The organism is Streptomonospora litoralis, from assembly GCF_004323735.1.
GTDB classification, from domain to species: domain Bacteria; phylum Actinomycetota; class Actinomycetes; order Streptosporangiales; family Streptosporangiaceae; genus Streptomonospora; species Streptomonospora litoralis.
The window spans coordinates 70,427-89,998 of sequence record NZ_CP036456.1 but is presented as its reverse complement, the minus strand read 5'-3'; the positions used below and the strand labels follow the sequence as shown (position 1 = coordinate 89,998).

At 71.2% G+C, this 19,572-nt stretch carries 31 protein-coding genes; 29 read left to right on the top strand and 2 right to left on the bottom strand.

The genetic code is table 11. The features are described 5' to 3' along the window. Nucleotides 1-58: 58 nt before the first annotated feature. Together EKD16_RS25130 and EKD16_RS25125 are read right to left on the bottom strand one after the other, a co-directional pair. A complete protein-coding gene (locus EKD16_RS25130; RefSeq protein ID WP_131103038.1) occupies nucleotides 59-1,756 on the bottom strand; it encodes a LacI family DNA-binding transcriptional regulator in 1,698 nt (565 codons plus the stop codon). 754 nt (nucleotides 1,757-2,510) lie between these two features. Continuing rightward, nucleotides 2,511-3,113 carry a hypothetical protein gene (locus EKD16_RS25125; protein ID WP_131103037.1) on the bottom strand — a complete coding sequence of 201 codons (603 nt, stop codon included), beginning with the start codon at nucleotides 3,111-3,113 and terminating at the stop codon, nucleotides 2,511-2,513. 169 nt (nucleotides 3,114-3,282) lie between these two features. Here EKD16_RS25125 and EKD16_RS25120 point away from each other — a divergent pair, with 169 nt between their 5' ends. The 29 genes from EKD16_RS25120 to EKD16_RS24980 all read left to right on the top strand — a co-directional run bounded on the left by EKD16_RS25120 (nucleotide 3,283) and on the right by EKD16_RS24980 (nucleotide 19,564). Beyond that, nucleotides 3,283-3,540, top strand: coding sequence for a helix-turn-helix domain-containing protein (locus EKD16_RS25120; protein WP_165498702.1), 258 nt, complete (start codon nucleotides 3,283-3,285; stop codon nucleotides 3,538-3,540). A 124-nt stretch (nucleotides 3,541-3,664) separates the two neighbouring features. Continuing rightward, nucleotides 3,665-4,042, top strand: a complete 378-nt coding sequence (locus EKD16_RS25115) for a hypothetical protein (RefSeq protein WP_131103035.1) — start codon at nucleotides 3,665-3,667, stop codon at nucleotides 4,040-4,042. A gap of 85 nt (nucleotides 4,043-4,127) precedes the next feature. Then, nucleotides 4,128-4,487 carry a hypothetical protein gene (locus EKD16_RS25110; protein ID WP_131103034.1) on the top strand — a complete coding sequence of 120 codons (360 nt, stop codon included), beginning with the start codon at nucleotides 4,128-4,130 and terminating at the stop codon, nucleotides 4,485-4,487. Further along, the gene (locus EKD16_RS25105; protein ID WP_131103033.1) at nucleotides 4,484-4,876 is read left to right on the top strand and encodes a hypothetical protein; all 393 of its coding nucleotides are present in this window, start codon (nucleotides 4,484-4,486) and stop codon (nucleotides 4,874-4,876) included. Before EKD16_RS25110 ends, EKD16_RS25105 begins: the two co-directional genes overlap by 4 nt. Beyond that, nucleotides 4,869-5,183: a hypothetical protein gene (locus EKD16_RS25100; protein ID WP_131103032.1), complete on the top strand. Its 315-nt coding sequence runs from the start codon at nucleotides 4,869-4,871 to the stop codon at nucleotides 5,181-5,183. The genes EKD16_RS25105 and EKD16_RS25100 overlap by 8 nt, the downstream gene beginning before the upstream one ends. Further along, on the top strand, nucleotides 5,180-6,124 hold the full coding sequence (locus EKD16_RS25095) for an ERF family protein (protein WP_131103031.1): 945 nt from the start codon (nucleotides 5,180-5,182) through the stop codon (nucleotides 6,122-6,124). Before EKD16_RS25100 ends, EKD16_RS25095 begins: the two co-directional genes overlap by 4 nt. A 13-nt stretch (nucleotides 6,125-6,137) precedes the next feature. After that, on the top strand, nucleotides 6,138-7,202 hold the full coding sequence (locus EKD16_RS25905; protein ID WP_207391635.1) for a WhiB family transcriptional regulator: 1,065 nt from the start codon (nucleotides 6,138-6,140) through the stop codon (nucleotides 7,200-7,202). After that, the gene (locus EKD16_RS25085) at nucleotides 7,199-7,504 is read left to right on the top strand and encodes a hypothetical protein (protein ID WP_131103030.1); all 306 of its coding nucleotides are present in this window, start codon (nucleotides 7,199-7,201) and stop codon (nucleotides 7,502-7,504) included. The genes EKD16_RS25905 and EKD16_RS25085 overlap by 4 nt, the downstream gene beginning before the upstream one ends. Next, a complete protein-coding gene (locus EKD16_RS25080) occupies nucleotides 7,501-7,740 on the top strand; it encodes a hypothetical protein (protein ID WP_131103029.1) in 240 nt (79 codons plus the stop codon). The genes EKD16_RS25085 and EKD16_RS25080 overlap by 4 nt, the downstream gene beginning before the upstream one ends. Further along, complete coding sequence (locus EKD16_RS25075) at nucleotides 7,737-8,507, top strand: exonuclease domain-containing protein (protein ID WP_131103028.1); 771 nt, start codon at nucleotides 7,737-7,739, stop codon at nucleotides 8,505-8,507. Before EKD16_RS25080 ends, EKD16_RS25075 begins: the two co-directional genes overlap by 4 nt. Next, on the top strand, nucleotides 8,504-8,656 hold the full coding sequence (locus EKD16_RS25630; RefSeq protein ID WP_165498701.1) for a hypothetical protein: 153 nt from the start codon (nucleotides 8,504-8,506) through the stop codon (nucleotides 8,654-8,656). The genes EKD16_RS25075 and EKD16_RS25630 overlap by 4 nt, the downstream gene beginning before the upstream one ends. Then, entirely contained in the window at nucleotides 8,649-9,488 is an 840-nt protein-coding gene (locus tag EKD16_RS25070) for a phosphoadenosine phosphosulfate reductase family protein (protein ID WP_131103027.1), read from the top strand. The genes EKD16_RS25630 and EKD16_RS25070 overlap by 8 nt, the downstream gene beginning before the upstream one ends. Beyond that, entirely contained in the window at nucleotides 9,481-9,858 is a 378-nt protein-coding gene (locus tag EKD16_RS25065; RefSeq protein ID WP_131103026.1) for a DUF6248 family natural product biosynthesis protein, read from the top strand. Before EKD16_RS25070 ends, EKD16_RS25065 begins: the two co-directional genes overlap by 8 nt. A 65-nt stretch (nucleotides 9,859-9,923) precedes the next feature. Beyond that, complete coding sequence (locus EKD16_RS25060; RefSeq protein WP_242677495.1) at nucleotides 9,924-10,421, top strand: RusA family crossover junction endodeoxyribonuclease; 498 nt, start codon at nucleotides 9,924-9,926, stop codon at nucleotides 10,419-10,421. Further along, the gene (locus tag EKD16_RS26430) at nucleotides 10,418-10,924 is read left to right on the top strand and encodes a WhiB family transcriptional regulator (RefSeq protein ID WP_278248949.1); all 507 of its coding nucleotides are present in this window, start codon (nucleotides 10,418-10,420) and stop codon (nucleotides 10,922-10,924) included. The genes EKD16_RS25060 and EKD16_RS26430 overlap by 4 nt, the downstream gene beginning before the upstream one ends. Nucleotides 10,925-10,958: 34 nt before the next feature. Continuing rightward, nucleotides 10,959-11,498 (top strand): DUF7701 domain-containing protein, encoded by a 540-nt coding sequence (locus EKD16_RS25050; protein WP_131103025.1) that lies wholly within the window; start codon nucleotides 10,959-10,961, stop codon nucleotides 11,496-11,498. A 17-nt stretch (nucleotides 11,499-11,515) separates the two neighbouring features. After that, nucleotides 11,516-12,055, top strand: a complete 540-nt coding sequence (locus EKD16_RS25045) for a hypothetical protein (protein WP_131103024.1) — start codon at nucleotides 11,516-11,518, stop codon at nucleotides 12,053-12,055. Next, complete coding sequence (locus EKD16_RS25040; RefSeq protein WP_131103023.1) at nucleotides 12,055-12,267, top strand: helix-turn-helix domain-containing protein; 213 nt, start codon at nucleotides 12,055-12,057, stop codon at nucleotides 12,265-12,267. Before EKD16_RS25045 ends, EKD16_RS25040 begins: the two co-directional genes overlap by 1 nt. Before the next feature lie 83 nt (nucleotides 12,268-12,350). Further along, a complete protein-coding gene (locus tag EKD16_RS25035) occupies nucleotides 12,351-12,746 on the top strand; it encodes a hypothetical protein (RefSeq protein WP_131103022.1) in 396 nt (131 codons plus the stop codon). A 72-nt stretch (nucleotides 12,747-12,818) separates the two neighbouring features. After that, on the top strand, nucleotides 12,819-13,217 hold the full coding sequence (locus tag EKD16_RS25030; protein WP_131103021.1) for a hypothetical protein: 399 nt from the start codon (nucleotides 12,819-12,821) through the stop codon (nucleotides 13,215-13,217). A gap of 114 nt (nucleotides 13,218-13,331) precedes the next feature. Then, nucleotides 13,332-14,405: a hypothetical protein gene (locus EKD16_RS25025; RefSeq protein WP_131103020.1), complete on the top strand. Its 1,074-nt coding sequence runs from the start codon at nucleotides 13,332-13,334 to the stop codon at nucleotides 14,403-14,405. Then, complete coding sequence (locus EKD16_RS25020) at nucleotides 14,398-14,619, top strand: hypothetical protein (protein WP_131103019.1); 222 nt, start codon at nucleotides 14,398-14,400, stop codon at nucleotides 14,617-14,619. The genes EKD16_RS25025 and EKD16_RS25020 overlap by 8 nt, the downstream gene beginning before the upstream one ends. A 93-nt stretch (nucleotides 14,620-14,712) precedes the next feature. Next, entirely contained in the window at nucleotides 14,713-15,144 is a 432-nt protein-coding gene (locus EKD16_RS25015; RefSeq protein WP_131103018.1) for a hypothetical protein, read from the top strand. A gap of 64 nt (nucleotides 15,145-15,208) precedes the next feature. Further along, nucleotides 15,209-16,033: a DNA adenine methylase gene (locus tag EKD16_RS25010; RefSeq protein WP_131103017.1), complete on the top strand. Its 825-nt coding sequence runs from the start codon at nucleotides 15,209-15,211 to the stop codon at nucleotides 16,031-16,033. 37 nt (nucleotides 16,034-16,070) lie between these two features. Further along, nucleotides 16,071-16,634 (top strand): hypothetical protein, encoded by a 564-nt coding sequence (locus tag EKD16_RS25005; protein WP_131103016.1) that lies wholly within the window; start codon nucleotides 16,071-16,073, stop codon nucleotides 16,632-16,634. 10 nt (nucleotides 16,635-16,644) lie between these two features. Beyond that, complete coding sequence (locus EKD16_RS25625; RefSeq protein WP_165498700.1) at nucleotides 16,645-17,058, top strand: hypothetical protein; 414 nt, start codon at nucleotides 16,645-16,647, stop codon at nucleotides 17,056-17,058. A 45-nt stretch (nucleotides 17,059-17,103) separates the two neighbouring features. After that, nucleotides 17,104-17,742: an HNH endonuclease gene (locus tag EKD16_RS24990; protein ID WP_131103013.1), complete on the top strand. Its 639-nt coding sequence runs from the start codon at nucleotides 17,104-17,106 to the stop codon at nucleotides 17,740-17,742. A 29-nt stretch (nucleotides 17,743-17,771) separates the two neighbouring features. Further along, nucleotides 17,772-18,824 carry a hypothetical protein gene (locus EKD16_RS24985; protein ID WP_131103012.1) on the top strand — a complete coding sequence of 351 codons (1,053 nt, stop codon included), beginning with the start codon at nucleotides 17,772-17,774 and terminating at the stop codon, nucleotides 18,822-18,824. Beyond that, complete coding sequence (locus EKD16_RS24980) at nucleotides 18,821-19,564, top strand: hypothetical protein (protein WP_131103011.1); 744 nt, start codon at nucleotides 18,821-18,823, stop codon at nucleotides 19,562-19,564. Before EKD16_RS24985 ends, EKD16_RS24980 begins: the two co-directional genes overlap by 4 nt. Nucleotides 19,565-19,572: the final 8 nt, after the last annotated feature.

Genomic DNA, 19,572 nt, shown 5'->3' with positions numbered 1-19,572 from the left:
CTGGGGGTCAAGGGGTCGTGGGTTCAAATCCCGCCGTCCCGACAGCTATAGAAGCAGGTTACACGCCCGCCACCCGCTCCGGGTGGCGGGCTTCTTTGTACCAAGTGGGAAACCCAGGGGAAATGATCTTGCTGGGGAGGCTCACCGGGATATACGTGCTGTAGTGGTGGCGGTAGGGCTCCAGCAGATCGTTCAGCAACGGGATGTGTGAGGTAGGCCACATTCGAGCGCGGTCGCGCAGCGACTGCTCCCACCGCGCACTCAACGCCCGGATGCGCCGCTCCCGCATATCCGGGGTCACGTGGCCATACATCGCCTGCACGGTCTGCTCGTCGGCGTGGCCCATCACCTGCCGCTTGAGCTTCTCCGGAATCTCATCTTCGTCCATCCACGTCTGCTGGGAGTGCCGAAGCCCGTGCGCGGTGAATCCGGCGACGACGGGCAGCCAGGAGGCCCCGGCGCGCTTCGCGGCGCCGCGGCCGCGCGCGGGAGTGCCGGTGAGTCCGCCCGGCACGATCGGCACGGGGTGAGCGGGATTCGGCTTCTTCTCGGGATACCAGCCGGTGGCGGCGGGGTGGAAGATCCAGGTGCGGAACCCGTTGCGGCGCAGGTGCGGGGCACACCCGGAGGCGTCCGCAGCGGTGTCGCACCCGAGTTCCTCCATGACCTGTTCGACCCGCGCCCGGGTGGATCCGCGGACCTTGTCGGGCCGGTTGATGACGTTGGAGACGGTGGTGGTCGACACCCCGGCGGTGCTGGCGACGTCGGCCAGCGTGGTGCCGGAGTCCAGGCGGGTGCGGCCGCCGGCGCTGCCGCGGAAGACGTGCACACCGGCGGGGTGGCCGTACTGCTGGCGGAAGTCGGGGGCGCTGTGTTTGACGCAGGGGCACATCGGCGCGGTCAGCGGGTCCACGGCGGTGGTCTTGCGCATCTGGTGGTGCAGCAGCAGCGCCACATGCGGGGGGATGGCGATCTTGCGCAGGCTCCCATCCTTGGGGTACTTCCGGATCATCGAACCGTCGTTGAGGGCATAGAGCTGCCAGTGCACGTCGATCTCGGTTGCGGTGACGCGGTCGCGTTCCAGACCGATCAACTCGGAGGTGCGCATCCCGGTATAGGCCTTGGTGATGCCAAGGATCATCTCGTCGTCACGGCCGGCGAGCAGCGCCATGCGTTCGGCGATGAGTAGTGCCCCGAGCGGGGTGGTCCACTTCTCCTCTTCGGCTTTGCGTTTCTGCTGCTGCTGGAGGCGGCGGACTTCGACGCTACCGCGGCGGGCCTGGCGCTCGGCGGGGTTGCGTTCCATGAGTTTGGATGCGGAGGCGTCCTGGAGCATGCGGCGCAGCAGCCCTCGGGCCTGGGTGGCGGTGGAGGCGGAGTAGGCCGTGCGCAGGTGCTGCTCCCAGGTGTTGATCTCGTGGTCGGCGTAGGTGAGGGAGCGCAGGCTACGGTCGCCGTACTCGGGCAGCACGAAGTTGTTGAGGAGGTAGACGTACTGCTCGCGGGAAGACAGCTGCAGCACCTGGGCGGGCAACCAGGACCTCGCCCACGTGGTGAGTGTGATGTCGGATTCGCGGGGGTCGATCCACACGCCGTCGCGGATGCGACCGATCTCTTTCCACCCGTGCTCGAGCGCGCGTTCCTCGCTGGAGAACCCACTGCCAAGGGGGATCCAGGTTCCGTCTGATTCGCGGGTGCGGACGCGGTAGGTGCCGTTGCGGCGCTTCTCGACGTAGGGCCGCAAGATATGGGGCATGTAGGCGTGCTCCTTGAGGCAGGGGGCAGGGATTTCAGTGTGCCCTGCCGGGATATCTGCGTGGGGCGGAAATGCCTGTGCCCCCGCCACAGGGTGGCGGGGGCGCAAAGCGTGCCAGCTCCGCCGGGGCCAGTGGTTATGCGCTCAGCGCGCGCGGCGGTCTATAAGCGTGGTCGTGGCCCGTGAGGCGCATCCGGGGCGGGATGTGCTCGGGCATGACGCGTGTGTGGGGGTCCCAAAACTGGAGTGGGTGGAGGTGGGCGGGGCAGCCCGCCTCCGTCGCCCAATGGCGCCAGCGGTGTTCGGGGACTTCGTCGGTGACGCGGTCGATGATCCACCAGGTCTGAGTGCCCAGGTGAACGCGCAGCAGCGTCAGGTCGTCGGTGACTTGTAGGTCGATCGGACGTTCATGTGGTCGGACGAGTGTGTCGACGGAGATGAGTAGATCGTTTCGGGTACGGGGAATTTGCACGTTTGCGTGCAAGTGGTAGAGCAATTGGGTGCCTCCTCGCACCTGTCTCTCTTGCCCCACGGGTAGACGTGACCACGCTCTGATCACGCGGAGGAGGTTCTACTCATATCCCAAACTGAACCGGTCCGAAAAGGGCCTATGGCGGAAACGGGCAGGTCACAAGCGTTGGGTCGACTGGTACAAACGCTGCGTACCCGGGATTAGGGTTGCCTTTCTTATCGAATTCGGACAATTCGACGCGGTGTCGCGTTTCCAGCGATGAGGTTTACCGGAGCGTCTGACCTATTCCGGACGCGTTCCGTCGCCGTGCGCGCCGAGCGCCTCGTCGATCCGCGCGAGCTGCTCGTCCTGCTCCGCGGTGAGCTGGCGCCACACCTCTTCGAAGGGGGTCGTGGCCGGCACTGTCTGGGGGTGCGTCCAGATCCGGCCGCGATGCAGCCGCCGCAGCACGTAGTACCGCAGGGTCGGGTCGTCCGGGTGGGGAACCCAGGTGAGCCCTTGCAGCAGGTTCCAATCGCGGGCCAGGTCGTGCAGGGGCGGACGGGCGGCGCCGGAGGGGTAGGTGTCGCCGGCGTCGAGGGCGCCGCGCAGGGAGTCCTCGGCGTAGGAGGGTTCCGCGGCGTTCGCGGCGGCGCTCGTTTCGACGGGGTCGCCGCCGTCGAGGATGCGCTGGATACTGCCGGGCGCCCAGCACAACGCGTCTTCGAGGCCGGAGACCGTGGCGGGTTGGATGTCGGCGTCGCCGTCGCGCACGCGGGCGTAGGTGTTGGAGCGGATGCCGGCGGTCGCGGCGACCTGGTCGATGGTCAGGCGCAGGCGGCCGCGGCGGGCCTCGAGATAGGCGCGCAGCCGTGCCCTTTGGGGTGACTGGTCGGTAGCAGCCATGGGGGCCAGAGTACACCGGTGACCCATCATTAACCCACATGATCACTAGCGGTCGCCGAGAGTAACGGCTGGTCATGGCCTTACATGAACCAACCTGTTGACACTTCTCTTTCCCCTAAACCACATGAACCTCTTCCCATGAGGGTCTATGTGGGTTAATGTTGGGTTCATGACGCACACCCGACCCCGAGCGCCGTACCGGCCGTACCGGTTCGACCACACGGCTTTCAAGGCTGAGCTGCAACGACGCGGGCTCGAGATCAGCGACCTCGCCGAGCGCACCGGCCTGAGCGCGCCAGGACTGTTCAAGATCCTGCGCGGCGCGCGCCCCTACCCGCGCGCCGAGACGTACCAGGCGATCCTCACCGCGCTCGACCTGGAGGACGGCGCGCTGCTCGTCGAGAGCACACCCGCGGCCGCCCCGTGATCTGCGAACAGGCCAACCCGCGCCGCGGCCCCCTATGGGCGTGCCCCTGCGGCACCGGCAACGAGCCCTGGCGCACCCACTGCCGCAACTGCGGCTGCGCCCGCCAGTAGGAAGGAGCCCTCCGGTGGAGACATCACCGCCCGCCTCCGGCGAGCCGGAGCGCACCTACACCCCCGAAGAGGTCTGCGAAAAGTTCCTGACCTTGGAGAAGCCCGGCGGGCTGCGCAAGGCCGCCCAGCGCGGCCGTATCCCCCACCACCGCACGCTGGGCAACCGCATCGTGTTCACCGCCGGCGACATCGACGCGATCACCAACGCCAGGGCGTTCACGCCCGGCCAGGTGAGCGCGGAGTCCGCGCCGCAGCCCACCCCAGCACCCGCGCCCGCGCGGACGCCGCGCACGGGCGGGCGCCGTACGGCTGCCGCTCCCGCGCAGGACCAGCCGATCACCCCGCGGCAGGGCGGACCGCGCCGACTGAAGTCGGTGCCCGGATCGGCCTGACCACATGAAGCGAGTCCCCGCCCGGAGGCACCCAGGCGAGGACTCCGGCCCCAACCAACACACGAAGATTGGACGTGATGGAGCCGTGACCATTATCCACACCGGGACCAGCGCCCCCGCGCAGTCCCCTCCCCGCCTCACCCTGCCCGCGCTGACAATGTGGGCCGCCAACCTGGCCGCCGAGCTGGGCCTGGAAAGCGACGCGATGCTGACGGTCTCGCCCGGCGACTTCCCCGAGGTGAACCTGCTGGCGCGCTCCACCCTGCCCGTGCAGCGGCGCCGCGACATCGTCGCCCAGGTCGCCCGCCACTTCGGCGTCACAGACCACATCACCCGCCAGGTCTGGGAGGACGGCCTGACGCTCGAATCCGTCGTCTACATCACACCGTCCGGGCTGACCGTCCGCGCGCAGGCCACGATCACGCAGCCCGGCGGTGACCGATGACCCGCCACCACACCCAGCAGGACGCGCTGTACGCGGAGCTGGTCGCCGCGGTGCGGCAGCTGGACCTGACCGAGACCGACCGGCAGTGGCTGTGGTGGCTGGCCGGGCACGGCCCCGAACTGGCCGCGACCGGGGTGTCGCTGCTGGAGCGGGCCGCGTTGTCGATGCGGCCGCAGGTGCCCGCGCCGCGCCACGCCGCCCCCTCCGACTGCACCACCGCGGTGCAGCAGGCGGCGTGGCGGCGCTGGCGCGAAGGTGTCGCCCAGACCGTGCCGCACGAACCCAAGCACGCCGCGCCGACACCGGCCGAGGCGTCGCAGTGGCGCGACCTGAAGGCCGGCGTCCGCGCCTGGGCCGAACGGCACCAGGACGGTGAGACCGATGCATGAGATGCCCCTGTGGCCGTACTGGCTGATCCTGGCCTACCTCGTCGCCTTGGTCGTGTTCCTCGTCGGGCTCGGCGCGGTCCTCGCCTGGGGGGCGTTGGCCTCCCGGTACTGGGTGGATCGGGCGCTGCGCGCCCGCCTCAAGCGGGACGCCACCGCCCAGCGCGGCCGCGCCCACGAGGCCATCGACAAATACGCCGAGTGCCGCACGCAGTTCGAGCGTCTGCGGAAGGCGTTCGACGAGGCCGCCCCGCAGGCCGCCCACGCGGCCTTGGTGCAGATCACCGCGCCGGATGAGGGGGCCTCGTGACAGCGCATGGCGACACCGCCCCGCCCACCGAAACGCACGCCCCCACCGGAAAGCCCTCCGCCATGAACGAGACCGCCACGGACATCGAGACACAGGAGACGTCCGCAGCCCCCCAGCCCGGTGACGGGGTTCCCCACATCTGGGCCGCACTCAGCGCGGTGATGGCCGACATCCGTCCCGTCGGCAAGGGCGGTTGGAACCCCGAGCAGCGGTTCCACTTCCGCAGCATCGAAGACGTCATGAACGCCGCGAACCGTGCCCTCGTCACCCACGGCGTCATCGCGACCCCGCAAGTCACCAACCGTCTCAGCGAGACCCGCGAAACCAAATCTGGCAGCCGCATCAACGTGACCCACCTGGAAGTCACGTACCGGTTCCGGGCGGTCTCCGACGGCTCCGTCGAAGAGGTCGTCGTGTGGGGCGAAGGCGCCGACACCGCCGACAAGAGCACCAACAAGGCGATGTCGATGGCGCTGAAGTACGCGCTGATGCAGGCGTTGATGATCCCCACCGAGGATCTGGAGGACGGCGACGCCGACCACCCTGAGGCCAGCGGGACCGCGCCGTCGGTCGCCACCGATCAGGCGTTTCTTCAGAGCATGGCGGCCCGCGTCGATCAGGCGACGACGACCTCACAGCTCAAAGAGCTGTGGGACGAACTCGGAAACGCCTTCGACACTCGGCGGATCTCCCGGCCCGATGCCGATCAGATGGCCAACCGCATGAAGCACCGGCAGAACGTCATCGCCAATCGGGTGCGGCCCGAGCCAGCGCCGGACCCCGACACGCTGGCGCCCACCCCGCCGCTGGCCTCGGAGCCCGCGGCAGCCGCCAACGCCGCGCAGGCGGCGACGGCGCCCAATCCCCCGGACCAGGAGGCGGCTCACCCCGCGTCGGCGGACCCGGACCGGGCCGCACGCATCGCCGCCAACCACGCCTGAACAGGAGCACTTCATGGACGACACGGCAGGGAAGACGTCCCCTGGTCTGCGGGTGGCCGTGCTGCGGGCGCTGATGGACGAGGTGAAAGACGAGCTGGACGCGGCCCGCGCTGAGGCCGAGACCAACTTCAAGGCTCAGCGCGCCGCCGGGGTCAAGACGATCGAGGTGAGTCTGCCCGACGGGGCCAAGGTCGGCACCGTATCGATCAAGGACGGCACCCGCACGGTGTCCGTCGATCGGGAGAAGCTGCTCGCGCACGCCAAGCGCGTCGCGCCGACCGAGGTGATCGAGAAGGTTGACCCGCGGGTGCTGGCTGATCCGGAGCTGATCGCCTGGGTACTGGAGAACCGGCCCGACGCGATCCGCGAGGAGGTGCAGCCCGCCTACGAGAAGCGGGTGGCCTCCGACGTCGACGACGACGGAAACCTTCGGGACCCGGCCACGGGCGAGACCATCGCTCTCGCGAAGGTCCGTACGGTGCAGGCGAGCGGTGAGTTCTCCTTCCGGCCGACCAAGGACGCGCGGCAGCGGGTGATGGACCTGGCAGGCTGGCCAGCTCGGCGAGCTGGGCGAGCGCTTCGCCGTGCTGCCCTCCGGGAGTCAGCGGTGAGCCCGGCCACGAAGCGGGTCCCCCTGGTGGGGGCCCGCCCCACCCGGGGCGCGCCCGGCGACGACGCCGCGGCGTGGCAGGAGCGCGGGGCGTGCCGGCAGGCGCCGGCGGCGGACTGGTGGTGGCCGGAGACCCCGCAGGACCCCTACCTCCAGCGCGGCAAGCAGGTGTGCGCCACGTGCCCGGTGCGCGCCCAGTGCCTGGCCTACGCCGAGGAGCAGCGGATCGTGCACGGCACCTGGGGCGGTGTGGACGAGTGGGAGCGCGACCGCGTCCGGCGGGGCACGACCGCCGTCCCCGAGGAGCCGCCCGCCGAGGAGCCGGCGCCGATGCCGGTGCCCGCGGCGCGGGCGGCTGCGCGGCGCCGCGCCGAGCAGGTGCGCCGCGACGCGGCCCGCCAGCTCCTTCGGGACCTGGGTTGGTCGCGCCGCGCGATCGCCGCCGCTCTGCAGGGAGGTGCCGCGTGATCGCCCGCGTGCTGCGGCGGCTGGCCCACCGCCCCGAACTGCCCGAGACGGCGTCGGCCGCGGTGCCGCCGCCCGAGCCCATGCCCAGCGGTGAGGTCCACGCCGTCATCTCCGAGGCGTCGGTGCACCTCGACGAGCACGAGCTGGTCATCCGCGACGCACACGAGGCCCTCGACCGGTTCTGGGACACCGGCTGCGACACCGACTACAGGGCCCTGCAGCACGTGCTGACCGACGCCGCGAAGAAGCTCGGCAAATGCCGGGCCACGCTCGCCCGAACTCAGAGGAGGCCGCAGTGGTGAGCCCGATCGACATCGCCCACGCCATGGGTTCGGCGGTGGGGCTGGCCCGGCCGCCTGCGGCCGCCCCGGTGCCCGTGGATGCCTGCGCGTACTGCGACGTGTCCGCACCGGGGCACCGGGTGCGCTACGCCGCGATCCCCGGCTTCCACACCTACGTCGAACCGCCCACCCCGCTGAAGGACGACCGGCGCCGCGCCGTCGACCATGCCCGGCTCTCGAGGGGCGGTGCCGCATGACCGAGACGCGCTGGTTCGAGCAGCGAATGCTCGGCTTCGACCTGGAGACCACCAGCAAGCTGCCGGAGCAGGCCCGGATCGTGCAGTACGCGCTGCCCAGCGTCGGCGGCGGGTTGGCGACCGACCCGGTCGAGGTGCTCGTCGACCCCGGTGTGGAGGTGCCGCAGGAGGCCGCCGGGTTGCACGGCATCACCACCGAGCTGGTGCGCGCCCAGGGCACCCCCGCCGCACAGGCGGTGGCCGACATTGTGGCGACCATCGGGCGGACGCTGGCGGCCGGGACACCGGTGGTGGGCCACAACGCCCCCTATGACTACACGATGTTGGACCGCGAATGCCGCCGCCACCTCGGCGCCGGCCTCGCGGAGTCGCTCGGGCGGCCGCTGCGGCCGCTGGTCGACACCCTGGTGCTGTCGCGCCATCTGGAGCCCAAGCGCCGCCGGCCCGGTCCCGATCAGGGCCCTCACGCGCTGAAGACCTGCGTCCAGGCGCTGGTGCCGCGCAAGTGGGGCATCGGCTGGGACGACGACGCCGCGCACGGCGCGCTCTACGACGCGCTGATGAGCCTGCGGGTCGCGGCCGCGGTGGGCCAGTCCCACCCCCGAATCGGGTCCATGACCGCCGAGCAGCTGCACGACGCTCAGGCAACGTGGTACCCGGCCCAGGTCGCGGACCTGGAGGCGTTCATGCGGCGCATGGGCAACGACGTGTCTTTCGACCGGGACTGGCCGCTGCTGCCGCCCGCGGCGCAGGAGGCGATCGCATGATCATCGCCTACTTGGTGTACGCGGCCGCGGTGGTCGCTGGGGTGTTGGTGGTCGCGGAACTGGCCGCCGGCGCGGTGCGGCGTGGCCGCCCCCGCTTCGACACCTTCGTCGACCACGCCCCCACCACCGGGGAGGACGGCGATGCGTGACGCGACCCTGTTCGACCTGCCGGTGGAGCTCCCCGACCTGTCCGCCTATGACGTGGTCGTCGTCAACTCCTCAGCTGGCAAGGATTCCCAGGCGATGCTCGACTACGTCGCCCAGCTCGCCGCTGACGCCAGCGTGAAAAAGCGGGTGACGGTCGTGCACAACGACCTCGGCGAGACCGACAACGGGTTGTCGGTGGAGTGGCCGGGCACCGCCGACCTCGCCCGTCGGCAGGCTGACCACTACGGGTTCCCGCTGGTGATCACCCGTCGGGAGCAGGGCGGGCTGTTCCAGCAACTCCGCCACGAACGCGGAAAGTTCCCCAGTTCCCAGGCGCGGTGGTGCACCTCGGATCAGAAGACGTCCCAAGGTATGCGGGTCGTCACCGACCTGTGCCGCCGGTGGCGCGCCGACCGCGGGCTGCGCCCGACGGAGGGTCGGCCGGTGGAGGTCCTGTACTGCCTCGGTATCCGCGCTCAGGAGTCCGCGGCCCGCTACGCCAAGCCGGACGTGGAGTCGGGTGCGGCCGGGTCGTCGACGCGGCGGCGCATCACCCGGTGGTTGCCGATCCACACCTGGACCGAGGCCCAGGTGTGGGACCGCATCCGCGCCTCCGGGGTGCCGCACCACCCGGCCTATGACGAGGGCATGACGCGGCTGTCGTGCTCGTTGTGTGTGCTCGCCTCCCGCGCGGACCTAGTGCGGGCGTGCCGGCTGCGCCCCGACCTGGCCCGCGAGTACGCCGACCTGGAGACCGAGCTGGGCCACAGGTTCCGCGGGGATCTGTCCATGGCCGACCTTATGGCCGAGGCCGGGGTGGTGGGCGATGCGTAGCAACGCGGCTGCGTGGGTGCGCGAGAACGCCTGGACGCCGCGGATGCGCCGCGCCCACGCAGCCCTTCCGGGACTGACGCACACGTGCGGGTGCCAGCTCGGCGCGGCCGGGCACTGCGCCGTCGGCAACCACAACCAGTGCCAGGGCGTCTATGCCGACCCCAAGTGCGAGACGTATCTGACCGACAGGGACGCCTACGTCCGGTACTGGCCGTCGCCGCGGGCGCCGGTGCAGGTGTGGCTGGCGCCGGTGGCCTGCCGGTGGCTGTGCCCGTGTGAATGCCACCGTCAGCGGCCGCAGCCCGCGGCGACACCGCCGGGGCGCACCGCCGTACACGCCGAGCAGGTGGATCAGCCCGCCCTGTTCTGACCACTCCGGCACGGGGCGCCCGCGCTAGGGGCCGGGCGCCCCCGACATGAAGAAGGAGACCACCGATGACGGTAACAACCCGGGCCGGAGTGCTGTTCGAGCTGACCGTGCTTGGCACCCCGGCTCCGCAGGGTTCCAAGAGCAAGGGCAAGAACGGCGAGATGTACGAGTCCTCGGCGCTGCTGAAGCCGTGGCGGGACCGGGTGCACACTTACGCCTGCCAGGTGCTGAACCTGCGGGGCCGCCGCGGTTTCCCGCTGGCGGGCGCCCTAGAGGTGGACCTGGTGCTGAGCCTGGCGCGACCCAAGTCCCACATGGGCACCGGCCGGTACGGCCGCCGAGTGCTGGCGTCGGCGCCGGCGTTCCCGGCCGTGAAACCGGACCTGTCGAAGCTCGTCCGCAGCACGGAGGACGCGCTGACCACCGCCCGGGTCTGGCGCGACGACGCGCAGGTGGTGGCCTACGGGCGGCTCGCCAAGGTCTACGTGCTCGCCCGCGACCCGGACGCGCTGACCGAGCCGGGCGCCGTCATCCGCATCCGCGCCGCGGAGGGTGAGCGGTGACCCAGCCGAATCGCGCGGGTGAGCAGCGGGCGCCGCGGCTGCTGCGCTCCCAAATCGACACCAGCTGGCAGGTCGACGGGTCCTGCAACGACGCCGACCCCGCGTTGTTTTTCGACCCCGAGGATTACGCGCGCCGCGGCCGACGGGAGAAGCGGCGCCAGCAGGCCAAACAGATCTGCGCCGGATGCCCGGTGCGCCAGGAGTGCCTGGAGCACGCGCTCACGGTGCCGGAGCGGCACGGGGTATGGGGCGGCCTCGACGAGGACGAGCGCCGCAAGGTCCGCCGCGGCCGCGCCCAGGCGGGCACGGTCACCGGCGACAACCGTGCGGATGCGGCCTGGCGCTGCGAGCACTGCGGACGCACAGGCCGCCGCGAGGGCACCGGCCCCAACGGCGAGGTGTTGATCGCCTCCTGCCACAAGCGGTGGAAGCGGGCGGGCCGCCCCGACCACGTGCCCGACCCCGACCCGGTGCGTGCACGCGCGGCCCGCGGCGCCGCCTGACCCATATCCGATGACTGACCACGAAGGAGTGTCTGTGCCCGCACATGCCGACCACAAGGAGCTGGCGGCCTGGATCGATGAGGAGATCGACCTGGCCGCCGACGCCGAGGAGCAGATCGCGACGGAGCTGCTGAAGACCTGGAACGTCACCTGGCTGCACGACGGCCAGCCCACCACCGCGCCTGTCTCCCACCGGCGGCTGGTCAACGTCCTCGACGACGCCGACATCGGTGACTACGACCAGTTCGGCGCCGAAATCCTCGCCGACGCGCTGACGAGCGAGCTGGCGTTCTCCCGCCAGGTGGCTGCGAACTACGCCCAAGCCGCCCTCGACACCGTCGAAGCGGAGGCCGGCCACCTGGAGCCGGACCTGGCCCGGCTGTACGCGCTGCTGGCCCTGGTCACCGGCGCGGAGACCACGGCCCAGGACGTGCACGACGCCTGGTCGATCTGGCGCACCGCGACCAACCCGCACCACTCCAGTCTCGTGCCGTTTCGCGAGCTGGCGCCCGAGACCCAGGAGCTGGACCAGCCGTTCCGCGACGCGATCGTGCGCGCCGCGGCGACCCTTTGACCAGGACGAGGAATCTGATGAAGCTGAAGTTCGACCCGAACTACTCGGTCAGCGTGGGCGATGCGCTCGCCCCTTACGCTCAGCCGCTCATGGCCGCCGCCCGCACCGGCAAGCGGATGCGGTTGATGATCGTCGGGGAGCTGGCGCCCGGTGAGCGGACCGAGCCCGCTCCGGGCCAGGACAAGGAGCCCGCGCTCAAGTTGGTCCTCGTCTCGGGCGAGGTTGCCGCCCCGGATCAGGAGGACACGGTGCGGCAGGTGCAGCGGGCGCTGTACCTGGAGCGCACGGCCCAGGGGACGCTCGACGAGGAGGGCCAGGTCGTCCTGCCCAAGCAGGTGTTGGATGCGGCTGGGGACCACGTGGCGCTGGTGGCGCTCGCGAAGCTGCGGGCCGGTGTGGACGTGTGGGCCAAGGAGGCCCGCAAGGCGGTGCACAACCAGCTCTCCGCGCAGGAGATGTGGCTGGAGATGCAGCGGCAGGCTGACGGGCTGTCGAAGCTGCTGGATGAAGACCCCGAGACCGACGACGGCGGCGAGGCGGAGGGAGGCCAGGACTGATGAGTACTCCCTCAACTCCCGGCCCGGAGGAGGAGCTGCCGCCCCTGCTGACGGTGACCGAGGTCGCCCGCATGCTGCGGCTCTCGAAGATGACGGTCTACCGCATGATCCACGACGGCAGGCTGCCCGCCATCAGGATCGGGCGCGCCTACCGCGTGCCTGAGCCCGCGGCCCGTGCTGTCTACGCCCAGTTCGTGGAGCCGTCCCGCTGACCTGTCGGGTGCCTCTGCCGCCCCGGGGCCGTCCTCCTGGGGCGGCGGGGGGACCACGACAGACCGAGGTGAGGAGGACGGCCGTGGAGTTCGCAGACAGTGGGGAGGCGGCGCGGGGCGCCGCCGGGATCGACGGGACACCGGGTGATGCCCAGGACGTGCCGCACGTGTTCGTGGCCGCCGGCCAGCTGCGGGCGTGTGTGGTGTGCGGGATGGGTGCGCGGTACCGCAAGCACATCGGCGCGGTGCAGGCCCAGGGCGAGGACGGCGTGTGGGAGCCGGCGGCGGTTCTGCCGATCACGCCGGGGCTGGAGTTCGAGGTGTATGGGCCGGGTTCGGAGGGCGGGATCCGGTGGGAGGCGTGCGACGGCGCGCGGGTGGTCGCTTCGGGGCGGGCGCGGACGCGGCTGGGTGCGCGGGTGCAGATGGTCTGGTGCTGGGTGCGGTGCCGGGTGGGTCTCCTCACCCAAACCACTTGATATCTTTATCATAATCAATTATGATTTAGATATAGCAAATCACCGCCCACCATACGCCTGAGGGAGCGACGCATGGACGTGTACGAGGCACAGATCGGCCGCCTGCTCGACAACCCCTGGAAGTACAGCGACGCCGAGCTGGACCGTCGCATCGCCGTCCTGCGCGCCCGTCAGGCAGCCGACCGTTTCCGCCAGGAGGCCGCCTGGGAGAAGGAGCGCATCCGCGCCCGCCTGGCCGGCTCCGTGCTGCGCTGCCGCACCCGCTCCGCCCGTGCCTGCGAGTCGACCGACCCCGTGGGCGTCTCGCTCGGCATGGAGGTCGTGGCCTCGGCGCCCGCCCCGGACCTGCCCACCGACCTGGACGGCGAGTGGCTGTCCGGCCCCTGGTGCTTCGACTGCCGCGGCCCCATCGCCAGCAACGGCGCCTGCGGGTGCTGGGCCCCCACCGACGCGGAACCCGACCACACCTAAGGAGGAGCCGTGTCCTGCTCGATCGCCGACACCGGAGACGCCGACGCCGTCTGCTGCGCGGTCTACGGCGACACCTGCCCCCACACCGCCGACTGCATTTGAGGAGAGACCCCTGTGACCGACATTGGCGACCGCTACGACGAGGACGTGTGCATCGCGCTCTCGCGCTTCTACGAGTCCCCGCCCGGCCATATTGAGGTCAGCGAGGCGGACCTGGGTCCGGCGCTGCGCCCGCTGCTGGCGCGGATTCTCGGCGAGGAGCGAGAGCGGTGCGCCGCCGCGCTGGACGAGTACGCGCGCCGGAGCCCGGATCGGTGGCTCGGCGTACTCCACGACGGCGCGCGCCTCATCCGCGCCCTGGACGACCCCCCGACCAGTACGGACAAGTCAGACGCCGCATTGGCGGAGCAGCCCACTCGACTGCCGCACATGGACACCTGCGACACGGCCCAGTGCGGGTGCGAGTACGACACCGGGTTCCTGCAGGAGCGCCACGACTGCCACTGCCCCGCCACCCTTACCGATCTCGCTGACGACGACGAGCGCGTCGTCACCGCCAAGGCCGCCCGCGTGGACGCTGAGGGCCGCGAGCGCATGCTCCGGACAGCGCTGGAGGTAGAGCACGGCACGACGTGGCCGGAGATGCTGCGCCGCGTCAGGCAGCTGCGCGGCATCGCACGAGCGGCCGTGCGCCTTCAGGTCCGCGGCCCCGGCGGCACCTACACCGCCGAAATCCGCGGCGTGGCCGGATGGTGGGTGCGCCGCGCCGTCCTGCGCGAGGGCGTAGCCCGCGACCCCGGCACGGTGGTCGACGACATCGACGCCGCCTTGGGCCGCGCCCGCCGGCTCGCCATGGCCCCGTCCGACGACGATAGCGGGCAGACCGTCCGCGTGCAGCGGGCCTGCGACCGGTGCGGCACCAATCTCCGCGACGCCAACGAGGCCGAGATGGACGCTGCCGTTGCCGGGCGGAAACTCCCGGACGTCTCCGGCGAGTGCCCCACCTGCACCCCGTCCGCCGACGCCTGCGTCAACTGCGGCGCCACCTTCGTGAACAACATCAGCTTCAACGGGGCCGCCCAATACCGGGACACCCGCTGGTGCCGCCGGTGCATCGATCGCTGCCACGAGGGCGGCGCCGACCACAAGTGCCCCATCTGCACCACCGAGGAGACGCGCCGTGGCTGAACTCCCGCCCTCGCCAATCGAGGTCGTCGGCCCCGACGACTACGCCTACGCAATCCTCGTCGACCACCAAGGCAAGGCCAGCGTTTACGGCACCGCCGACGCCCGCACCGCCGCCCAGTGGCTCACCGCGCTCGCCATCGACGAGTGGCGCAAGGTCGACGGCCCCGGGAACTCCGTCGAGAAACTCGCCCAGTTCCTCCGCGACCACGGATAACCCGCACCGCCTGACAGCCCGCCCGGACCCAGCCGGCGCCCCGCTGCAAGGCGGGGCGGGCACGCAAGAACACCCACAAGCAAGGAGGACACCGTGCAGCACACCTACTCCACCACCTACACCCGCGCCCATCGCGACCTCGAATACGACGCGCACTCGGTTATCTCCGCCTACCTCGCCCTCGCCGACGGCCACACCCCCACCAGCACAAGCGCAATCGACCGCATCGAGCAGATCACCGCACGCCTGCGCACCGAAATCCAGGCCGCCCGCGACGCCGGCCACCGCATCGACGCCCCCCACAGCCCTGAGGACATGGACGCCGACCACGACCACTACCAGGCGTTCGTCGACCACGACTGCCCCTGCCCCCACCACGGCCACCCCGACGCTGTCGACGACGTGGCCGCCGAGCGCGACAAGCTCCGCGCCGCCCTGGCCGGGCTCCTCGGCGACCCCGACGAGTGCCGGGAGCGCTACACCACGTCGGCGCTGCGCCGCATGGCCGGACTCGCCCCAGCCTGACCCGCCCGCGCGCCGGGCGGGCCCGCCCCCGCCCGGCCACCCACGCACCACCCGAGAGGACGCCATGCGACCGCCCGCCCCCTACTTCGGCAGCAAGGCCCGCATTGCCGACTGGATCGCCAGCCTGCTGCCGCCCCACGGCCACTACGTCGAACCGTACTGCGGCGGTCTCTCCGTCCTCCTCGCCAAGCACCCCAGCGCGATGGAGACCGCCAACGACCTCGACGGCGAGCTGATGACCATGTGGCGCGTCCTGCGCGACCGGCCGTCGGAGCTGATCCGCGCCTGCGTCCTGAGCCCGCACTCCCGCGCCGAACTCGCCGCCAGCCACGAACCCACCACCGACGAACTGGAGGCCGCGCGCCGCACCTGGTCCCGCCTGTCCCAGGGCCGCTCGGGGACGCTGCGCAACACCGGGTGGCGCCACTACATCGACCCCGCCGGCTCCACGATCGGCATGCCCGGCTACATGGCGGCCTACGTCGAGAGGCTCGCCGCGACAGCGGAGCGGCTCGCGTCCGTGTCGCTGGAGTGCCTGCCCGCCCTCGACGTCATCGCGAAGTACGGGGCCTCGCCGGACGTGCTGCTCTACGTGGACCCCCCGTACCTCGGGTCCACGCGGCCGCACTCCAACTACCGCCGCGAAATGCGCGGCGAATCCGACCACCGCGAACTCGCCGAGGCGCTCGCCGGCTGCTCTGCCGCGGTCATGCTCTCCGGCTACGACTCCCCGCTCTACGCCGAGCTATACGAGGGCTGGCACCGCACCGCCCGCAACACCATGACCGGCAACGCCAAGCAGGAGAAAGACCGCGTCGAGGTGCTGTGGTCCAACCGCCCCCTCGCCCATGCCCACCAGCACGACCTGTTCAGCGGCGACGCCGCATAGCCCGGCCATCCACCCCACTCGGAAGGGGGTACCCCCGATGACGCAGAAACAGCCGCCGCTGTGGCCATCCCGCCAGCAGTGGGCCGCGGACGCCGAACGCTTCGTGCGCACCTTGTGCCACCCCACCGAGCGCGTCCCGTCCGACCCCGCCCACTGGCTCACCGGGGCGGAGTTGACCGAGCTGCGCGACGAGCTCGCCGAGACGGTCAAGGCCGCCCGCCGCGAGATCGGCCGCGCCAAGCACGCCGATCCCGACCGCGTGACGCAGCTCAAGTCCGACCGGTCGGCGCTGAACGCCGCCGCCCGCGAGGTCCGCAACCAGCGCGCCCGCGTCGACGACGTCCTGTTCGGAACCGACGGGGTGCTGCGGGTGGCCCGCCGCCACGTCGACGACGCCACGCCCGCCATGCACCGGCTCGGTGTGCTCCGCGGCGTCCTGGCCACCCGCCGCGACCGGGCCGCCGACGAGGCGCTGCGAACGGCCATCACCCGGGAGGTCGCCCGCCGCACCACCGACGCGGGGTGGGCGAAAGAGCTGGAGCGGCGCCGCCGCATCGCCCAGCCCACGCTCACCGTCATCGACACGATCACGCAGCGCTGAGGAGCCCACCGTGGATTTCATCGACCGCACCCCCGGCGACGACGCCATCTCCATCACCACCGCCGGCCCGTGGGAGGCCGGCGGCGCCCGCGTCACCATCGACCACCCCGAGGGTGCGAACAGCGCCACCTACACGGTTCCCGAGCACCGGCGCCCCGCCGCCGGGGCCGTGCTGCTCGGCGCCGGCCGCGTCGAGGACCTCGACGCCGAGACCAGAGGGGTGATGCTGCCCGACGGCACCGCCGTGCTGCACACCTCCGATGAGCGGGTGCTCGTCCGCGGGTTCACTGGCGAGGCGCTGACGCATGGCCAGCTGCGGGCGCTCGTCGCGGCCAGCGCCGCGGTGCTGGCCGACATCGATCGCATGCGCGAGCGCGACGACGCCGTCACGGCAGCCCTGAATACCGACGCTCTGGCGGACTGAGTCGTACACGCCACGACAACTACCGAACAGAGCGAGGAGGCCCTGATGCCCAACTCCACCAACATCCCCGTGTCGCTGTGGCAAGACCCCGTTTTCCTCCAGCTGAACGCGCACAACCAGCACATCTACCTGATGCTTCTCTCCCAGTCCGACATCGATGCCGCGGGCGTGCTGTCGCTACGCATCCGCCGCTGGTCGGCTTTCGCCTCCGGGCTGACGCCTGGACGCGTCGAGCACGCCCTCAGCGACCTCGAAGACGCAGGGCTCGTGGTCATCGATCACGACGAGCAGGCGGTCTTCGTCCCGGGCTTCCTCGTCTTCGAGCAGATCGGCCGTCACCCGCGCCGCGTCGTCGCTGCACTCGACGCGGTCGACGCTGTCACCTCGACCAAGATCCGCGACTCGGTGCTGTCCAAGCTGACGGAACTCCAGCGCGAGGCACCGCCGACGGTCCATACCCCGCTGCGCGCAGAGGTCCTCGCCCGTGACGGGTTCACGTGCCGCTCCTGCGGTTGGAAGCCCGGAGACATGGTCCCGTCCAAGCCCGGTGGCGGACGCTCCCTCTACCGCGGCCTGGAAATGGACCACATCCGCCCGCGGTCGCGGGGCGGCTCCGACAACCCCGGCAACCTCCAGGTGCTTTGCACAACCTGCAACGCCCGCAAGGGCGACCGGCAACCGTAGCCGCAACCTGTCCGCTATCCACCACGAGCATGAAACCGGGGGCATCTCCCATGGCCCGCATCCGCACCGTAAAGCCGGAGTTCTGGTCCTCTCCCGGCACCGGGAGTATCAGCCCGTGGGCCCGACTGCTCTACATCGCCATGTGGAACTGGGCCGACGACACCGGCCGAGGAACCTGCAATCTGCGGGAACTCCAGGGCTTCGCCTTTCCCCTCGACGAGGACGCGCCGATTTCCACCCTGGCGGGTTTCCGCTCGGCCCTGAACGAGGTCCGGCACCAGTACGGGGTGCAGTTCTACACGGTGGAGGGGCGCCCGTACTACGCCATCCCGTCGTGGCGTCGGCATCAGCGCAACGAACGCACGGCGAAGTCGCGCTACCCGTCCCCCTCTGAGGGCGAAGAGTGGAACTTCATGCCGCGTGACCAGCGCAGCGGCGGAACTTCCGACACCTTCCGACCTTCGGAGTCGGAAGGCGGAAACGGCGATGCGGCGCCCGCCGCCCATGCCCCGCCACCGACCGCCGAGCCGACGGGCGAGGCGGGGCAACCCGACCCCGCTCCCGAAGAGGACGACGCGGGAATCCGCCCCCCGCAAATGGCGCTTGAGCTGGGAGTTGACGGAACTTCCGACGCCGTCCGACCGCGAGAGTCGGAAGACGGCGGAAGCTCAGGCCCTGGAACAGGGGAACAGGGGAACAGGGGAAGTTCCGCTCCTACGGAGCGGGGCGGCGAGCCGCCCACGCCGCCCACCGCTCAGACCATCGTCGCCGAGTGGTTGGAGCGCACGCCCAGCCGCCCGCCCGGCCAGGTGATCGGGCAGATGTCGAAGCTCATCAAGCAGATGCTCGACGAAGGCGTCGATCCCGACGACATCCGGCGCGGCATCGCGACCTGGATGAGCAAGGGGTTGCACCCCGCGACGCTGCCCAGCGTCGTCAACGAGGTCATAAACACCGTGGTGGCCTTCCCCGGCGGCGGCCGCCCCTCGACCACCGATCAGCGCGTCGGCGACGCCTTGGAGCTCGCGCGCAAGTACGCCGCTCAGGAGGCCGCTGAAGCAGCCGAAGGAGGCACGCCATGAAAAAGTCCGAGGTGAGCCTGCTGTTGGCCACCGCTGCGGCCTACGATCGCCGCACCAGCGGCGACGCCGACGTGAAGTCGTGGCACGCCGCCATCGGCGACCTCGACAGCTTCGACGACGCCAACCAGGCGGTCATCGACCACTACGCGTTCTCGACGGAGTGGCTGAAACCGGCTCATGTGCGGGCCGGGGTGCGCCGGATCCGCGCTGCCCGTCTGGCCAACGTGGACCGGGCGCTGCCCGCCGCCGACCCGGATGCCCGCGACTACACCCAGGCGCTGCGGGAGCAGATCAAAGCCGTCGCGGACGGCCGCCAGGTGCGCCTGGCGCTGGCCTCGGGGGGACGGGCGGCGACCGGGCCGACGGCGGAGTACGCGGCCGCGCGCGGCGCCGACTACGCCCGCCGCCGCGCCGCCCTGTCGGTGGCCTGCCCCGTCGCCGCCTGCGCCCAGCCTCAGGGCCGCGCGTGCCGGGTGATCGGTGGTGGCCGCCGCCCGGTCCCCGAGGGCTACCACCAGCCGCGGCTGGAGGCCGCCCGCGCGGCCCTCAACGCCGACGTCCCGGCGCCGGCCGAGGAACCCGCCCAGCCCCCCGTCGACACTGCGGCGGCGCCGGCTGCGCCCGCCCTGCCGCCGTACTGCGGCCGTTGCCACGCCGAGACCCGCACCCGCATGCGCCTGGCCGGTGAGGAGCTGCACCGGGTGCCCTGCCCCGCCTGCCACCCCCAGACCATCAGCTGAAGGAGAAG

Coding starts and splice junctions, on each gene's coding strand:
- EKD16_RS25130 (WP_131103038.1), bottom strand. CDS start 1,756: ATGCCCCATATCTTGCGGCCCTACGTCGAGAAGCGCCGCAACGGCACC.
- EKD16_RS25125 (WP_131103037.1), bottom strand. CDS start 3,113: ATGGCTGCTACCGACCAGTCACCCCAAAGGGCACGGCTGCGCGCCTAT.
- EKD16_RS25120 (WP_165498702.1), top strand. CDS start 3,283: ATGACGCACACCCGACCCCGAGCGCCGTACCGGCCGTACCGGTTCGAC.
- EKD16_RS25105 (WP_131103033.1), top strand. CDS start 4,484: ATGACCCGCCACCACACCCAGCAGGACGCGCTGTACGCGGAGCTGGTC.
- EKD16_RS25100 (WP_131103032.1), top strand. CDS start 4,869: ATGCATGAGATGCCCCTGTGGCCGTACTGGCTGATCCTGGCCTACCTC.
- EKD16_RS25905 (WP_207391635.1), top strand. CDS start 6,138: ATGGACGACACGGCAGGGAAGACGTCCCCTGGTCTGCGGGTGGCCGTG.
- EKD16_RS25075 (WP_131103028.1), top strand. CDS start 7,737: ATGACCGAGACGCGCTGGTTCGAGCAGCGAATGCTCGGCTTCGACCTG.
- EKD16_RS25630 (WP_165498701.1), top strand. CDS start 8,504: ATGATCATCGCCTACTTGGTGTACGCGGCCGCGGTGGTCGCTGGGGTG.
- EKD16_RS25070 (WP_131103027.1), top strand. CDS start 8,649: ATGCGTGACGCGACCCTGTTCGACCTGCCGGTGGAGCTCCCCGACCTG.
- EKD16_RS25065 (WP_131103026.1), top strand. CDS start 9,481: ATGCGTAGCAACGCGGCTGCGTGGGTGCGCGAGAACGCCTGGACGCCG.
- EKD16_RS25060 (WP_242677495.1), top strand. CDS start 9,924: ATGACGGTAACAACCCGGGCCGGAGTGCTGTTCGAGCTGACCGTGCTT.
- EKD16_RS25045 (WP_131103024.1), top strand. CDS start 11,516: ATGAAGCTGAAGTTCGACCCGAACTACTCGGTCAGCGTGGGCGATGCG.
- EKD16_RS25040 (WP_131103023.1), top strand. CDS start 12,055: ATGAGTACTCCCTCAACTCCCGGCCCGGAGGAGGAGCTGCCGCCCCTG.
- EKD16_RS25030 (WP_131103021.1), top strand. CDS start 12,819: ATGGACGTGTACGAGGCACAGATCGGCCGCCTGCTCGACAACCCCTGG.
- EKD16_RS25010 (WP_131103017.1), top strand. CDS start 15,209: ATGCGACCGCCCGCCCCCTACTTCGGCAGCAAGGCCCGCATTGCCGAC.
- EKD16_RS25005 (WP_131103016.1), top strand. CDS start 16,071: ATGACGCAGAAACAGCCGCCGCTGTGGCCATCCCGCCAGCAGTGGGCC.
- EKD16_RS24990 (WP_131103013.1), top strand. CDS start 17,104: ATGCCCAACTCCACCAACATCCCCGTGTCGCTGTGGCAAGACCCCGTT.
- EKD16_RS24985 (WP_131103012.1), top strand. CDS start 17,772: ATGAAACCGGGGGCATCTCCCATGGCCCGCATCCGCACCGTAAAGCCG.
- EKD16_RS24980 (WP_131103011.1), top strand. CDS start 18,821: ATGAAAAAGTCCGAGGTGAGCCTGCTGTTGGCCACCGCTGCGGCCTAC.